Annotated in this window: 12 protein-coding genes and 1 pseudogene; 3 read left to right on the top strand and 10 right to left on the bottom strand. The window is 64.9% G+C overall.

Annotated elements, in window-relative coordinates; genetic code table 11:
* Nucleotides 1–100: 100 nt before the first annotated feature.
* The 3 genes from XcyCFBP4188_RS10480 to XcyCFBP4188_RS10470 all read right to left on the bottom strand — a co-directional run bounded on the left by XcyCFBP4188_RS10480 (nt 101) and on the right by XcyCFBP4188_RS10470 (nt 3,671).
* The gene (locus tag XcyCFBP4188_RS10480; RefSeq protein WP_428977238.1) at nt 101–1,582 is read right to left on the bottom strand and encodes a S41 family peptidase; all 1,482 of its coding nucleotides are present in this window, start codon (nt 1,580–1,582) and stop codon (nt 101–103) included.
* Between the two features lie 109 nt (nt 1,583–1,691).
* Nucleotides 1,692–2,807 carry a helix-turn-helix domain-containing protein gene (locus XcyCFBP4188_RS10475; protein ID WP_043909995.1) on the bottom strand — a complete coding sequence of 372 codons (1,116 nt, stop codon included), beginning with the start codon at nt 2,805–2,807 and terminating at the stop codon, nt 1,692–1,694.
* Nucleotides 2,808–2,921: 114 nt separating this feature from the next.
* Complete coding sequence (locus XcyCFBP4188_RS10470) at nt 2,922–3,671, bottom strand: IclR family transcriptional regulator (protein WP_104592068.1); 750 nt, start codon at nt 3,669–3,671, stop codon at nt 2,922–2,924.
* Between the two features lie 180 nt (nt 3,672–3,851).
* Between XcyCFBP4188_RS10470 and fucP the strand changes: the two genes are divergently transcribed.
* Together fucP and XcyCFBP4188_RS10460 are read left to right on the top strand one after the other, a co-directional pair.
* On the top strand, nt 3,852–5,156 hold the full coding sequence (fucP, locus tag XcyCFBP4188_RS10465; protein ID WP_104592067.1) for an L-fucose:H+ symporter permease: 1,305 nt from the start codon (nt 3,852–3,854) through the stop codon (nt 5,154–5,156).
* Nucleotides 5,153–5,521: an L-fucose mutarotase gene (locus XcyCFBP4188_RS10460; RefSeq protein WP_104592066.1), complete on the top strand. Its 369-nt coding sequence runs from the start codon at nt 5,153–5,155 to the stop codon at nt 5,519–5,521. Before fucP ends, XcyCFBP4188_RS10460 begins: the two co-directional genes overlap by 4 nt.
* A gap of 841 nt (nt 5,522–6,362) precedes the next feature.
* On the opposite strand, the gene XcyCFBP4188_RS10455 is transcribed toward XcyCFBP4188_RS10460, so the two are convergent.
* The 6 genes from XcyCFBP4188_RS10455 to XcyCFBP4188_RS23770 form a co-directional block, all read right to left on the bottom strand.
* Complete coding sequence (locus XcyCFBP4188_RS10455) at nt 6,363–7,682, bottom strand: L-fuconate dehydratase (protein ID WP_006451392.1); 1,320 nt, start codon at nt 7,680–7,682, stop codon at nt 6,363–6,365.
* 577 nt (nt 7,683–8,259) lie between these two features.
* Nucleotides 8,260–9,117 (bottom strand): fumarylacetoacetate hydrolase family protein, encoded by an 858-nt coding sequence (locus XcyCFBP4188_RS10450; RefSeq protein WP_006451393.1) that lies wholly within the window; start codon nt 9,115–9,117, stop codon nt 8,260–8,262.
* Between the two features lie 168 nt (nt 9,118–9,285).
* On the bottom strand, nt 9,286–10,056 hold the full coding sequence (locus tag XcyCFBP4188_RS10445) for an SDR family oxidoreductase (RefSeq protein ID WP_006451394.1): 771 nt from the start codon (nt 10,054–10,056) through the stop codon (nt 9,286–9,288).
* Nucleotides 10,053–10,925 (bottom strand): amidohydrolase family protein, encoded by an 873-nt coding sequence (locus tag XcyCFBP4188_RS10440; protein ID WP_006451395.1) that lies wholly within the window; start codon nt 10,923–10,925, stop codon nt 10,053–10,055. Before XcyCFBP4188_RS10440 ends, XcyCFBP4188_RS10445 begins: the two co-directional genes overlap by 4 nt.
* The gene (locus tag XcyCFBP4188_RS10435) at nt 10,922–11,935 is read right to left on the bottom strand and encodes an aldo/keto reductase (RefSeq protein ID WP_006451396.1); all 1,014 of its coding nucleotides are present in this window, start codon (nt 11,933–11,935) and stop codon (nt 10,922–10,924) included. Before XcyCFBP4188_RS10435 ends, XcyCFBP4188_RS10440 begins: the two co-directional genes overlap by 4 nt.
* On the bottom strand, nt 11,926–12,171 hold the full coding sequence (locus XcyCFBP4188_RS23770) for a hypothetical protein (RefSeq protein WP_374728837.1): 246 nt from the start codon (nt 12,169–12,171) through the stop codon (nt 11,926–11,928). The genes XcyCFBP4188_RS10435 and XcyCFBP4188_RS23770 overlap by 10 nt, the downstream gene beginning before the upstream one ends.
* Before the next feature lie 403 nt (nt 12,172–12,574).
* Here XcyCFBP4188_RS23770 and XcyCFBP4188_RS23385 point away from each other — a divergent pair.
* Nucleotides 12,575–12,676, top strand: a pseudogene (locus tag XcyCFBP4188_RS23385) (DUF6012 family protein); the annotation flags it as partial.
* Nucleotides 12,677–12,786: 110 nt separating this feature from the next.
* Here the strand turns inward: XcyCFBP4188_RS23385 and XcyCFBP4188_RS22590 are convergent.
* On the bottom strand, nt 12,787–13,782 hold the full coding sequence (locus XcyCFBP4188_RS22590) for a hypothetical protein (RefSeq protein WP_146094049.1): 996 nt from the start codon (nt 13,780–13,782) through the stop codon (nt 12,787–12,789).
* Nucleotides 13,783–14,281: the final 499 nt, after the last annotated feature.

Here is a 14,281-nt window from a genome sequence, read left to right as displayed (position 1 = left end):
CGCATGGCCGCGTTCGGTGTGCCTGCACTGCACGCGAAGGTCGGTCTGATCTTTATAGCCGTGGCTATGCGAGAGCGCTGCGGTGTACCTGCGCCTGCGCTTAAGGCGTGTGCAGCAAGGTGCTGACGGCGTCCATTTCGACATCCCTGCCGTGTTGCAGATCTTCCGCGGTGATGGTTACCGGCACGTCGGGCAATACGCCGCTATCGGGTTGTGCGCTGGTTGGAAACTGTCCGACCAGCGGCAGGTCCACTTCGATCTGCGAGTTGGGCAAGTGCAGAAAAAAGAATGCGCTGCCATTGGTGCCGCGCAGGTTGCCACCGGTGGGTTGGCCGACCAAGGTGGCCAACCCGCTGCGCTGCACTCGCTGCGCGAATGCGAAGGTGGCCGAGCTGTTTTCAGGGCCGATCAGCACGAACACCTTGCCGTCGAAGGGCGTCACATGCGGTGTCGTGCGGTCTTGCGCATCTGCATCGGATGCAGGGTTGAGCGTGTAAAAACGCGCGTCGTAGGCAACCGCACGCGTGCCCCAGTCGCGAAAGGACGCGTCCCAGGTGGTGACGTACGCCGCCAGCGCGTCGGGCAAGCGCCGGTAGCGCACCAGCGTGCGTATCTGCGGCGTCGCTCTCTCACGTGCGGGCAGATACCCAAGCAAGGCGCTGCCCACATCCAGCCCGCCCTCGTTGCCGCGTAGATCGATCACCAACGCCGGAATCTTGCGGTCGGCCAATGTGGCGAAGCTGCGTGCCAAAAATGCCTGCCAGTCCCAGTCGCTGTCGTACACCGCCCAGGTCGGCATCTGCAGCACCGCCACGCCGGGTGTTGCCAGGTCCAGACGCCATGGCGGCGCTGCACTGTCGTCGCTGCGCATGGGGATCATCGCGCGGCGTTGCGCTGCGCTGATGCCGTGGACGCGCAGCTCGCGTTCTTTTGCCGCCCCTGGCCCGCGCACGCGCAGCAACGGGTCAGCCGAAAGTTGCGGAAACAGCAGCGGCAGGTAAACGTCGAAGGCTTCGATACGTGCGAATCCTTGCACCTCCATCTGCGCGATACGCTTGCCGTCGTTGCTGCCGTCGGCGCGCGCCACGCTCATCAGCGCGGCCAGGATCTGCGCCGAGGCAATGCCATCGATCGCCAGCACTTCGGTGCCGGGCACCAGGCTGGGCTGATCGGAGCCGTTGCGATTGATGACCATCCGGCCCTGCAGCCAGCGGAAGTGGAAGGGCAACTGCCTGTCGTTGTCGAACAAGGCGTGCCGGACCGGTTCGGGTTGATTGAGAAAATTGGGGAAGCTATGGCCGCAGCGCACGCTGGCGGTCAGGCGAGAGATGGCCAGGTAGGTCTGCGCGAGCGTTGCGCCGTTTTCGAGTTCGGCACGCAAAGCATCGAAGCGCTGCGTGATCTCCTGTTCGGTGGAGTAGCGATACAGACCCGGATGCAGCGCGACATAGGCGCGTTGCAATACATCGATATCGGCGAGCAGCGCCGGGCCTGCGAGCGGGCTGTGGCTGCGCAGCGTTGATGGCGGCGTTGCGGCCCCGCCGATGCACGGTAACCAGATCGACAGCAGGATCAGCGACATAACGAGATGGCGCAGGCGCGGTGACATGGCGATTCCTTGGGTGAGAAGCCGCCAGCATGGTCAGGAGTGCCTGGGCGGACGACTCAAACACGCAATCGCTGAGCGATTTTCAAGCGATGCGACGTTGCGTGCGCCGGTAGTCGCTGGGCGTGCAGCCGGCGCAGGCGCGAAACACGCGGTTGAAGCTGGCCTTGGAGCCGAAGCCGACCGCCAGTGCGATGTCGAGGATGTCCTGATCGCCGCGCAGCAGGCGCTGCGCTTCGGCGATGCGCAGCATGTTGAGGAACGTGCTGAAGGTCTGTCCCAGCCCCTCGTTGAGCGCGCGCGAAAGATAATTGCTGTTGGTGCCCATGCGCCGCGCCAGCTCGGGCAGGCTGAGGTCCGGCTCGCGCCACCAGCCATGCGCGGTGACCTGCGCTGCCACCTGTTGCCCCAGCGCATGCCAGTCCTTGTCCTGGACGGGAGCGGGTGCCGGTTCGCCTGCTTGGTCTGCTGGCGTATTGCGCGGCAACACCGCATCGCGCCGCGGGTAGTGCACCCTGGCGTGGCGCCAGCCTTCCAGACCCAGGTAGTAGATCAGTGCGGCGGTCGCCAGATAGCGCGGAAACTCATCGACGTAAGACAGCCGATGCCACAGCCGGTCGCTGGCGGTGAAGCCCAGCCGCAACAGCACCAGCAATGCGGCGGCCAGCAGAAAGCCGCGCAGCCACGGCAGCCGCAGTTCCTCGCGCGCGCCGCTGTGATGTTCCAGCCAGCGTTGATAGGCCAGGTATTCGCGCCAGGCCAGCACCAGATAGAACGCCAGCGAGGCCAGCACCAGCGCGTCCTGCAGCGGCGCGATCCAGGGCACGTGGACGGCAGCGTTCCAGGCCCATTTGCGTTGCAGCGGCCAGGTGAACAGCCACGTGTAGTAACCGCCTTGCAGCAGCGCCGGCAACAGATGCAGCGCCCAACGAGGCGGCAAGTGCTGACGCGCCAGTTGGCGGACGTAGAGCCATAGCAGCGGCCCGATCGCCAGCTCCCAGAACAATGGCGCGTAGGTCAGGCCCGGGTAGGCATCGTAGGCGCCGGCATAGCCGAGCGTGTAGGGCGTGATCAGGGCGACCACCACCAGCAGCAGTGCGGCCAGGCAGCGGTTGGCGATGCGATTGACCGGGGCCAGCAGCAACAGGCTGGCGCCAAGCACGCCATGCGCGCTGCCGAGCAGCAGGATGGTGCTCCACATCCCGAACTTGATGCTGGACATGCGATCCCGCTTGGTCGATCGCGCCGAGTATAGGGGCGATCGGCGGCGGCCCGGGCGCAGGCGCGTTACGCGCGGCGCTCCGCTTCTGCGCGACTAATGCAGCTCGCTGGAAATCTCCGCCGTGGCCGCACACAAGGCCTGCAACGCCGCTTGTGGGCCGACCAGCTCGGGGCGCCGTTCGATGAAGGGCACCGTGAGCGTGTAGGTGGCGCTGCCGCGTTGCAGGATCGGCGCGGTCAGATCGACCACGCCCACCACCGCTTCGCTGGGCTGCATGGCGTAGCCATCGGCGCGTGCCTGCGCGGCGGCAGCCATGAACTGCGCGCGTTCGAACGGCACCTCGCTGGCATCGAGCATGTCCAGCCAGCGTGCCTGCACCTCCGGCTGCTGGAAGGCGTACAGCACCAGCCCGGAGCTGGAATGCGTCAGCGGACGGCGATGGCCCGGGCGTACCACCAGGCCCAGATCGCTGGGCACGTCCATCTGCGCGATCACCACGATCTGGTCGCCGGACGGCGCCACCAGGTGGCAGGGCTGATAGATCGCATCGGCCAGCCGCCGCATCACCGGCAACGCCGCTTCGCTGATGCTCTGCACCTGCGGCTGCTGCATGCCGAGCATGAACAACCGATTGGTCAGCACGTAGTCGCCTTCGCCGTCGCGGGTGAGATAGCCGCGCTCCTCCAGCACCTGCAGCATGCGGAAGATCTCCCCGCGCGAGCGGCCGATGCCCTGCGAGATCGCGCCCATGCTCATCGGCTGCGCCTGGCGGGCAAGCAGCTCCAGGATGTCCAGCCCCTTGTCCAGGGCAGGCGCGCGGTACTTGGCGGGTTCGGTGCTCATCCGTTTGCGGCTCCAGGCAAGGCTGCGGCGCGCCAGGGTACAGGCATCGCGGGCAGGGGTGAGGTGTGGCGCTTGCGTGCAAATATAAACAAAGATTTTATATTTGCATGGCGCTGGCGTGCGCAGTACGCTCGCCGCACAGCAACGCAAGCGCCACAGCCTTGGGAGGGGATCGGTCGCATGCATCACAGTGACATTGCCGCGTCACCGCGCGGCAACCTGGCGCGTACCGCCATGGTTCCCCTGTTGTTGATCGTCAGCCTGTTCTTTTTATGGGGCATGGCCAACAACCTCAACGACATCCTGATCAAGCAGTTCAAGAAGGCCTTCGAGCTCACCGACCTGCAGGCAGGGTTGGTGCAGAGCGCGTTCTATCTGGGCTACTTCGTGTTCGCCATGCCGGCGGCGATGTTCATGCGCCGCTACAGCTACAAGGCCGCGGTGGTGCTGGGCCTGCTGCTGTATGCGTGCGGCGCGTTCCTGTTCTATCCGGCTGCGCAGGTGCATACCTACTGGCTGTTCCTGCTGGCCCTGTTCGTGATCGCCAGCGGCCTGGCGTTTCTGGAAACCACCGCCAACCCGCTGGTGACCGTGCTCGGCCCGGCAGAGGGCGCGGCGCGGCGCCTGAATCTTGCCCAGGCGTTCAATCCATTGGGCTCGATCACCGGCGTGCTGGTCGGCCAGCACTTCATCTTCTCCGGCGTGGAGCACACCCCGGCCGAGCTGGCCGCGATGGCGCCGGCCGCGCGCGCGGCGTTCTTCGCCACCGAATCGTCTGCAGTGCAGACGCCGTATCTGGTGATCGGCGTGGTGGTGGTGCTGTGGGCGATCCTGATCGCGCTGGTGCGCTTTCCCACCGGCGATGCGGGCGTGGGCGAGGCGGCCCCCAAACGTGCGCGCTTCGGCGAGTTGCTGCGTAACCGGCTATTTGTGTTTTCGGTGGTGGCGCAGTTCTTCTACGTGGGCGCGCAGGTCGGCATCTGGAGCTATCTGATCCGCTATCTGCAGGACGCGGTGCCGGGCACGCCGGAAAAAACCGCCGCGACGTATCTGACCATCTCGTTGGTGCTGTTCATGGCTGGCCGCTTCATCGGCACCGCGCTGTTGCGCTATCTGGCGCCGGCGAAGTTGCTGGCGAGTTTTGCCACGATCAATCTGGTCTTGTGTGCGGTGGCGATTGCGCTGCCCGGTTGGACCGGCCTGTACGCATTGGTCGCCGCGAGCGTGTTCATGTCGGTGATGTTCCCGACCATCTTTGCGCTGGGCCTGGATGGCATGCACGACGACGCACGCAAGCTGGGTTCGTCGCTGTTGGTGATGTCGATCATCGGCGGTGCGCTGCTCACTGCGGTGATGGGCGCGGTGTCGGACATGGCCGGTATCCACTGGGCGATGGTGGTGCCGGGTGGGTGCTTTGCTGTGATCCTGCTGTTCGCGTTGCGCGCGCGTCGCGCTGCGCCGGTGATTGCTGGGGCAGGCGCATGAGTGTGCGGCGTCTGTGCTACGTGCTGGATCTGCACGACGACCCGCAGTTGATCGCCGAGTACGAGCGTTGGCATCAACCGACGCAGGTGTGGCCGGAAGTGGTGGCGTCGTTGCGGCAGGCGGGGATCCTGGAGCTGCAGATCTTTCGCAGCGGCGATCGCTTGGTGATGTTGATGGAAGTTGGCGACGATTACGATCCGGCGGCCAAGGCGGCGCGGGATGCGAGCGATCCGCGGATTCAAGCCTGGGAAGAGCTGATGTGGCGGTTTCAAAAGCCGTTGCCTGGCAGTGCGCCGGGGGAGAAGTGGCGCGAGGCTGGGCAGATTTTTGCGTTGAGTGAGGCGGTTGGTGTGGGGCGGGGTTAGGGTTTCGCCCAGTGTGTTTCTGCGGATGTGTTGACTCCGCAGTAGGGCGTTGGTCTTGCGTCTCTTTGCCGCTGCTGCTGCTGGCGCCGCGCATCGAAACAGGGTGTTTTTTGCAGGCGCATCGTGCGTTGTGCCTGCTGCGCAGCGAAGGCGTGACAGCAGCCAGTGACGGAGAAGGTCCTGCAACTAACTGTTGCGCATGCATGGTCCGCGCAGTTGCGCTGCGTGATGCATTGACGCTGGTGCCGCGCGGCTGGCAGGTGCTAAGCCCGTGCATCGCAAACGCTCCAACTAAAGCGGCTAACAAAAGCTAGCGAGCGTTCGACTGTCAGTGAGTGCGGTGGTGTTGTCGGCCGCATCTTGGTGGATGCAGTCAGAAGTCAGGTCCAACGCTGAGTCGGTCGAGGGCGCGGTGCCCTCACCGCTTGCGGGACACGCCGCAAGTACGTCCCTGTAGGCTCGGTGGCGGCATCCATGCCGCCACACGGTCCCGCAATCGGTGAGGACACCGCGCCAGACAGTTGTAGGTTGCCTTGTTCAAAAGCATGAACACCGACCATCTCGACTGGTCCTTGCCCGCCCACCGTCGCGGGACCTTACGCGGCATGGATGCCGCGTAAGAGCTTACAGGGACGTACTTGCAGCGTGTCCTGCGATGGTGGGCGGGCAAGGGCCCTGCAGCCAGGCAGCTGATCACGTCCGCACGCCCCTGGCGACTGCTCGCGACGTGTTGTTAGCCACTCTAAAAAACGGCTTCAGTCGCGATCAGGCAATCGAGCAAGCCCATCGCGGCTGCCGCCGCTCCTACAGTGATGCGATCTACGCTTTGCAATGCGTTCGATTACGCCTTCGAAGCGGCCAGGTCTTCGACCCAGAAGCGGCCGTCGGGATAGCGGAATTCTGCGATGGAGGCAGGGTGCATTTCGGCGGAGAAGCCGGCGGCTTGCGGTGCCAGATAGCGGCCGTGCTGGATGCGCACCGGGTCCAGGAAGTGCTGGTGCAGATGGTCGACAAATTCGATGGCGCGGTCTTCCATCTTGCCGGTGATGGCCACGAAGTCGGCCATGGCCAGGTGTTGCACCAGTTCGCACAGGCCGACGCCGCCGGCGTGCGGAAAGACGCGGATGTTGAACTTGGCGGCCAGCAGCAGGATGGCGAGGTTTTCGTTGACGCCGCCGACGCGCGCGGCGTCGATCTGGATCAGGTCCACCGCACCGGCCTGCAGCAGCTGCTTGAACACCACCCGGTTCTGGGTGTGTTCGCCGGTGGAAACCGGCACCGGGGTGATGCCCCGGCGGATCGCCGCGTGGCCGAGCACATCGTCCGGGCTGGTGGGTTCTTCGATCCAGGCGATGTCGAATTCGGCCAGCTGGCGCATCCAGTCGATCGCCGGGCCCACGTCCCAGCGCTGATTAGCGTCCACCGCCATCGCGATGTCCGGGCCGATCGCCTCACGCGCCAGGCGGCAGCGGCGGATGTCGTCCTGCACGTTGGCGCCGACCTTGAGCTTGATGGTGCGGAAGCCATCGGCCACCGCTTCCTTGGCCAGCCGCACCAGTTTCTCGTCGGAGTAGCCGAGCCAGCCAGGCGAGGTGGTGTAGGCGGGGTAGCCCTGTTCGATCAGCGTGGCGATGCGTTGCGCGCGCTGCGGTTGTGCATCGCGCAGGATCGCCAGCGCTTCGTCGCGGGTGAGCGCGTCGGTGAGGTAGCGGAAGTCGATGGTATCGACCAGTTGCTCTGGGCTGAGCTCGGCGATGTAACGCCATAGCGGCTTTCTCGCCGCGCGTGCGGCCAGATCCCAGGCGGCGTTGATCACCGCGCCGATCGCCATATGCATCACGCCCTTTTCCGGGCCCAGCCAGCGCAGCTGCGAATCGTTGGTAAGCAGGCGCGCGAATGCGCCCAGATCGGCGATGACGTCTTCCACGTGCAGGCCGACCACATGTTCGGCCAGTGCAGCCACGGCGGCGGTCTGCACATCGTTGCCGCGGCCGATGGTGAACACCAGACCATAACCGGCCAGGTCGTCCGGTGCATCGGTGCGCAGCACGACATACGCGGCCGAGTAATCCGGATCCGGATTCATCGCATCCGACCCATCGAGCTCGCGCGAGGTGGGGAAGCGGACGTCGTGGGTATCGAGGGCGATGATGGTGCTCATGGAAGTCCTGGGCAATGGAAGACGGGAATAAAACGCGCGAAATAAAACTGAAACGGGGGAACGGAAACGGAGAAAGGTGGCAGAGCCCCTCTCCCACCGGGAGAGGGGTTGGGGTGAGGGTACGAACGCGCAGCGCCGACTATGTTGAAGCGCTGCAGGTACTCATGCGTTTGCAACGCAGATCAACGAACAACGCAGATCAACGAATCACTGCACGACCAACTGCGTGTCGATATCAACGCGCGACAGCGCTTGGAAGTTCAACGCCCTCGCACGCCGCTTAAAAAAATTTGCGCATGACACATCGACACACGTGCCGACATGTCACGCCTAACGACAAAGGCACATCGCGACAAACTGCTTGGATACGTCGCTACGTACCCTCACCCCAACCCCCGCTCCGCGCCCCGGCCCGCGCTTGCGGCGCGGGCGCACCAACGCACGCGCGCTAGTGGCGCGCAAGCCGTGCCTTGGTGCCCCGAGGGGAGAGGGGCTTTAGGCTGCTTCGTGCGGATACTTAGCCACTTACCTTCACTCAATCTTCTTGGAGAACCAAGGTCCGGGAAGCCGATGGCCCTCAAGCAGCATCACGCGGATGCGCCACCACCGGCTGGCGCTGGCGACCCAGGCCTTCGATCTCCAGTTCCATCACGTCGCCCGGCTTCAGATACACCGGCGGCTTCTGGCCCAGGCCCACGCCCGGCGGGGTGCCGGTGCTGATCACATCGCCCGGCATCAGCGTCATGTAGCGGCTGATGTGGCTGACCAGTTCGGCCACGCCGAACACCATCGTGCGGGTGCTGCCGTTCTGGTAGCGGTGGCCATTGACCTCCAGCCACATCGACAGGTTCTGCGGGTCGGCGATTTCATCGCGGGTGACCAGCCACGGGCCGATCGGGCCGAAGGTGTCGGCGCTCTTGCCCTTGACCCACTGGCCGCCGTGTTCGAGCTGGAATTCGCGCTCGGACAGATCGTTGATCACCGCGTAGCCCGCGACGTGATTCAGCGCTTCGTCCACCGAGACATCGCGCGCCACATCGCCGATCACCACGCCCAGTTCCACTTCCCAGTCGCTCTTGACCGAGCCGCGCGGGATGATCACGGTGTCGTTGGGGCCGCTCACCGCGGTGGTGGCCTTCATGAACAGGATCGGCATCTTGGGCACGTCCATGCCCGATTCGGCCGCGTGGTCGGCGTAATTCAACCCCACGCAGATGAACTTGCCGATCTGCCCCACTGCGGCGCCATAGCGCAGCTCGCCTTCGAGCAGCGGCAGCGTGGACACGTCCAGCGCACGCAGTGTGTCCAGGCCGGCATTAGTGATGTGCTCGCCGGCCACATCGTCGATCACGCCGCTCAAATCGCGGATGCGGCCTTCGTTATCGATCAAGCCGGGACGTTCCTGGCCGGGGGCGCCAACGCGTACGAGTTTCATGCAGTCTTCCTTTGCAGGTGAGGAATGGAGCGGCTAGCAAACCTAGCGCGCGTGCATCGGGTGGGTAAGCACGGCGTACTCAGATCAAGGCGGACGAGCGGTGCAGATCGCATCTGGCACTAGCCGCGCCCACGTTGCGGTGGGCTGCGCCGCGATGCGTTGCCGCACTCAGTTGGACCAACCGCCATCGATGATGTGGGTCTGGCCGGTGGTGAACGAGGATTCGTCCGAGGCCAGATACACCACCAGCTGCGCGATCTCGCGCGGGTCGCCCAGGCGGCCCATCGGCTGGCGGTCGGTGAAGCTCTTCCACACCGCCTGTTCGTCGCCGCCCAGCGCTTGCACGCGCTGGCCCAGCGACGGCGTCTTGATGGTGCCCGGGCAGATCGCGTTGCAACGCACGCCCTGCGCCACGTAATCGGCAGCGATGGCCTTGCTCAGGCCGATCACGGCGGCCTTGGTCACGCCGTAGACGAAGCGGTTGGGCACGCCCTTGATGCTGGAGGCGACCGAGGACATGTTGATGATGCTGCCGCGGCCGCGTTCGAGCATGCCCGGCAGTACCGCCTTGCAGGTGTAGTACATCGCATCGACGTTGATCGAAAACGAGCGGCGCCAGGCCGGCTCGTCGCAATCGAGAATGCTGCCCTGGTGCACGAAGCCGGCGCAGTTGAACAACACATCGAACGGGCCGTGCGTCGCGACCAGTGCGGCAATCGCCGAGGCATCGGTGACATCGAGCAGTTGGGTGGTGATGGCCTCCGATTCGGCCGCCAGCGCCTGCAAGGCCGCGGCATCGATATCGGTGGCGATCACCTGCGCGCCGGCGCGTGCGCAGGCCAGCGCGCTTTCGCGGCCGATGCCGGCGCCGGCGGCGGTGATCAGGCAGCGCTTGCCATGCAGGCGGTCGTTGGGAGTTGTAGAGATCGAGACAGTCATACCGAAGAGATTCCGTGGGTGGGGGCCGCCGGCCGTGGCAGACGATAGAACGTGCGTGCGTTGTCGCCGAACACCGCTGCAGCGTGGCCGTCGGCGTGTTTGGCGACCAGGTGCTGTGCGATCTCGAACCAATGCGTGTAATCGGCGCGTTGGGTCAGCACCGGCCAGTCGCTGCCCCATAGCAGGCGTTGCGCGCCGAAGCGTGCGAACAGATGGCCGACATACGGCTCCAGCGCCTCCACGCCGGCACCGCGCGCTGCTTCGGTGAGCAGCCCGGAGAGCTTGCAGTGCACAGTGGGATGCTGCGCCAGCGCGGCCATGCCGGCCGCCCAGGCAACGAATTCGCCCGCAGCGATCTGCGGCTTGCCGCCGTGATCGACGACCACGCGCAGGTCCGGGTGGCGCTTCAGGCGCGTTTGCAGCGCCGGCACATGCACGCTGCGGATCAAGGCATCGAACGCCAGATCGTGCGCGATCAATGCGTCGAAGGCGGCATCCAGGTCGGGCTGGGCCAGCCATTGCACATCGGCGATGTCCTGCACCATCGGGCGCAGGCCCTTGAGCACACCGCCGCCGTCGCGCACCAGCGCCTCGATGCGCGCGGTGGCATCGGGCGCGGCGAAATCGACCCAACCGACCACGCCGGCAATACGCGCATTGGCGCGCGCCAGTTCGAACAGGTAACGGGTTTCGGCCTCGGTCGCGGCGGCCTGCACCACCACCACGCTCTCAATATCGGCAGCGTCCAGCGCCTGGCCGATATCGGCTGGGCCGAAGTCGCGATAAAGCGGCGCCAGTTCGGGCGTGAGCCAGTGGTAATCGCCACGGGCCAGCTGCCAGAAATGCAGGTGCGCGTCGATGCGGCTCATGGCGTGGGCATGTCCGCAGCGAGCAGGCCATCATCGCGCAGGCGTTGCCACAGCGCTGGCGGAATCGATGTCTGCAGGCGCGTGGCGGCCGATTGCACCTCGGCCACGGTGCGCATGCCGGCCACCACGGTGGTCACTGCCGGATGCGCCAGCGGGAACTGCAGCGCCACTGCACCGATATCCACATCGAACGCCGCGCAGGCAGCGTACAGGCGCTGCGCGTGCTGCAAGGTGGCGGTATCGACCGGGGCGTAGTTGTAGGTCGCACCGGGGCCGCGCGCGTCGCTGAGCAGGCCAGAGCTATATGGGCCGGCCGACAGGATCGCCACGTTGCGCTGCTGTGCCTGATCGAGCAGCGCGCGCGCGCCATGCTGTTCCAGCAGCGTGTAGCGGCCGGCCAGCATCACGCAGTCGAGCGGGAAGCGTGGCAACACCTCCAGTGCCACCTCCTGCTCGTTGACGCCCAGCCCGATCGCCCCGCAGGCACCGGCCGCCTTCAGCGCCGCCATCGCCGGCAAGGCCTCCTCCAAGGCCTGGCGCAGCACGTTGGCGTGGTTGTCGCCGTGGGTCAGCGTGCCGATGTCGTGCAGCAGCAGCACGTCGATGTAATCGGTGCCCAGGCGCTCCAGACTCGAGGCGAACGCGCGCCGCACGCCGTCGCCGCTGTAGTCGAACGCGGCGCGGCGGCCGGCCACCGCAAAGCCGTCGCGGCCGGCAGCGGCCTGCGCATCGTCGTAGAGGCAGCGCCCGACCTTGGTCGACAGCGTGTAGGCAGCGCGCGGCACACCGGCCAAGCCGCGGCCCAGCCGCGTCTCGCTTAGCCCATAGCCGTAATAAGGCGCGCTGTCGAAATGGCGGATGCCGGCCTCGAACGCGCCGGCCACTGCAGCCAGTGCGTCGCCCTCGTCGACTTCGGTGTACAGATTGCCGATCGGCGCAGCGCCAAACCCCAGCGCTGAGAGCTGCACGTTGGTGCTGCCCAACTGCTTCCGCACAACGCTCACGCGCAACGCTCCGCAGGGTTTGCGATGGTCAGGCAGGCGCGTACGGAATCTGGAAAGCAGCAGCTGGGCATCGCAACGTCCACCAGCCGGCCGGTGCCGGACTGTTCGCATATGAATATCGCAATCATAAGTGAACAGATCACGCTGCAGTGCAGCATAACGGCGGGCGTTGGTTCAGCGCGTCGTTCCTGCCCCAATGCCCAAGTTGGGGGTCGGCAGGGATTCGTGTAAAAAACAGCCAAAAGTGAGCCAACTCGCTGTCAGCAAAGGATTTCTAACGAATCCCTGCCGAGCCTCAATTCGGCGTCCACCTCGCCCCCACGTCGGCGACGTGTCAGGCCAGGCGTATTGCACCGTGCGCGGCGTGGCTGCGCTTGATGTCTTCGTGTGTTCGCCGGAAGCGGTGTCGGCCGACCTCGCCGCGCTGGTGGTGGCCTAGGGGCACTACATGCTGAGCCTGGAAGCGGCCGCACAGTTGGCCGCTGACTTTGCACGCCGGTGCGCACACCCCTGCTGATCGAAGGCGCGTAGCGCGCCCGCAGCGCACTCCGGTGGCGTCCTGGACCCTGCTTCCACGGGTGACCACACCGCGCAGCCTCAACCTGTGGGCTGCCCGGCAATGAGGCAATCCCATGCTGATCCAGCATCCCCACCCGGTGCGAACTGATCGATATTGTGATTGCCCCGTTCGGTCTGCTGCTACGCAACGGCATCGAGGTCGTCGCCCGCCGCCCGTATCCCAACAAGCGCTATCAGGTTCCCGGGGCGGTTCATGCCGCCGCTACCCGAAAACGCTCGATTGCACCCACAGTGATCCGCGAAGACCCAGGATTTTTAACGAATCCCGGCCGACTCTCTCATTGGTTTCTCCGCTGGCCGAACATGCGGCGGAAGCCCATGGCCAGGGGGGGAGTTGCGGTGTGGGTCTCATGTGCTTTGGCCGCGGGGTCCGGCCGATGGATGAATACAGAGTCGCCGTAGCCAAATTTAGCACTGCTCCACTCGGGAGTGCCCTCAGCCCGCTTGAGCTTGACGGTTTCCTGTACCCAAGTTCCGCCGGCATAGACAGGTTGGGAATCGGCGCTATATCGGTCTTGGCCATCGCACACGATGGCTTTCAAGAGCGTCGCTGGAGGCGCCAGGACGTTCTGGACTGCTTTGGTGGTATACAACCTGTCTGGAATTGCTTTTTCCAGCATCAACGTCTGCCCGGGGCCACTGATCTTGGACAACAGCGCGTGCAGGCTGCCGATGTTCTTTTCGTCATCGGGAAGAACCAGCTTGAGGCACAAGTGCAGCTTGCGGGCTCCGTCGGTGGTGGTGGTCCAGAAGGCGATGTTGTCGTTCAGTTCATTGTCCTGCTTTGCCTCGGCATAGGTAACACCGGCGTCGCTTCCCAGATCGAAGCAGCACACCTTTATGTCGTTGACACGCTCTCCGTTCAATGCCTGGGCCGCGATGGCGCGAAGCACGGAAAGCGGGCCGAGTGCCCCGTGACTGAAACCGAGCTCCTCGGACTTTACGTACCAGTCTCGACTGGAATCGAAGCCTCCGAATTGGCCACCGGTCACAACACCGCCGGCTGACCCCTCGACATTCAGTGCGCGACCTATGTCCGCCACGCTGCCCCAACTATTCCCGCAGGTCATGACTGTGACCTTGGCGTTGCTCAGCAACGTGGGGTAGTAGGCATCGGCGCCACCCAACGGGTAGAAGCACACCGGAGAGTCCGCCAGGGTCCCGCGCATGGCCTGCAGCTGCTGCGCGGTGCACGGTTCCTGAGGGCCGAGCCAGTCGCGTTCCGGTGATTCTTTGAACAGTTTGAGGATGTTGGCATGCAGGTTGGCGGGCACAGGCACGTTCCGTGCGACAGCGGGCACTTGCAGCAGGGCCTCAAGCGCCCTTGCCGTGGCTGACGTTGCGGCCTGTCCGGAGTGGGTTGCCGCCATGTAGGATCCCCCAGACATCTCCCCGATTGTCGGCCGTTTCGGACGAGATTGCAGTCCAGATAGGTGGTGGTGGGGTGCGGGTGCTGTTGAGGGACGCGTTCGTGGTGCATTGCCCTCTTCAGCTTGCTCGGTAAGGGGTGAACTGACGCGACTGGTTGCGCTGATCGGTGACGTTGCCATTTGAAAGCCCATTGAAAGCCCGAAAATCCCATCGGTCTTGGAACTAGACATTTAGCATTCTTTCGCCTGCCCACCCTGTCGCATACGAAAAACGCGAATGAAATACGAATTCAGTTCACGGGCCGAGTTTCGGTTCGTGATCAAGGTCGAGGGTCGGCAGGCAGGTTGATACCCGGATCAGCTCAAGGTTCGGCAAGACCTTTGCTGACAGCGAGTTGGCTTA

This window comes from Xanthomonas hortorum pv. cynarae (genome assembly GCF_002939985.1).
Taxonomy (GTDB): Bacteria; Pseudomonadota; Gammaproteobacteria; order Xanthomonadales; family Xanthomonadaceae; genus Xanthomonas; species Xanthomonas hortorum_D.
The sequence above is the reverse complement of the archived record's forward strand: the minus strand, read 5'-3'. Positions and strand labels throughout refer to the sequence as shown.

Bases quoted from the DNA above. Each gene is read 5' to 3' on its own strand.
- XcyCFBP4188_RS10480 (WP_428977238.1), bottom strand. From the start codon at position 1,582: ATGTCGCTGATCCTGCTGTCGATCTGGTTACCGTGCATCGGCGGGGCC.
- XcyCFBP4188_RS10475 (WP_043909995.1), bottom strand. From the start codon at position 2,807: ATGTGGAGCACCATCCTGCTGCTCGGCAGCGCGCATGGCGTGCTTGGC.
- XcyCFBP4188_RS10470 (WP_104592068.1), bottom strand. From the start codon at position 3,671: ATGAGCACCGAACCCGCCAAGTACCGCGCGCCTGCCCTGGACAAGGGG.
- fucP (WP_104592067.1), top strand. From the start codon at position 3,852: ATGCATCACAGTGACATTGCCGCGTCACCGCGCGGCAACCTGGCGCGT.
- XcyCFBP4188_RS10460 (WP_104592066.1), top strand. From the start codon at position 5,153: ATGAGTGTGCGGCGTCTGTGCTACGTGCTGGATCTGCACGACGACCCG.
- XcyCFBP4188_RS10455 (WP_006451392.1), bottom strand. From the start codon at position 7,682: ATGAGCACCATCATCGCCCTCGATACCCACGACGTCCGCTTCCCCACC.
- XcyCFBP4188_RS10450 (WP_006451393.1), bottom strand. From the start codon at position 9,117: ATGAAACTCGTACGCGTTGGCGCCCCCGGCCAGGAACGTCCCGGCTTG.
- XcyCFBP4188_RS10445 (WP_006451394.1), bottom strand. From the start codon at position 10,056: ATGACTGTCTCGATCTCTACAACTCCCAACGACCGCCTGCATGGCAAG.
- XcyCFBP4188_RS10440 (WP_006451395.1), bottom strand. From the start codon at position 10,925: ATGAGCCGCATCGACGCGCACCTGCATTTCTGGCAGCTGGCCCGTGGC.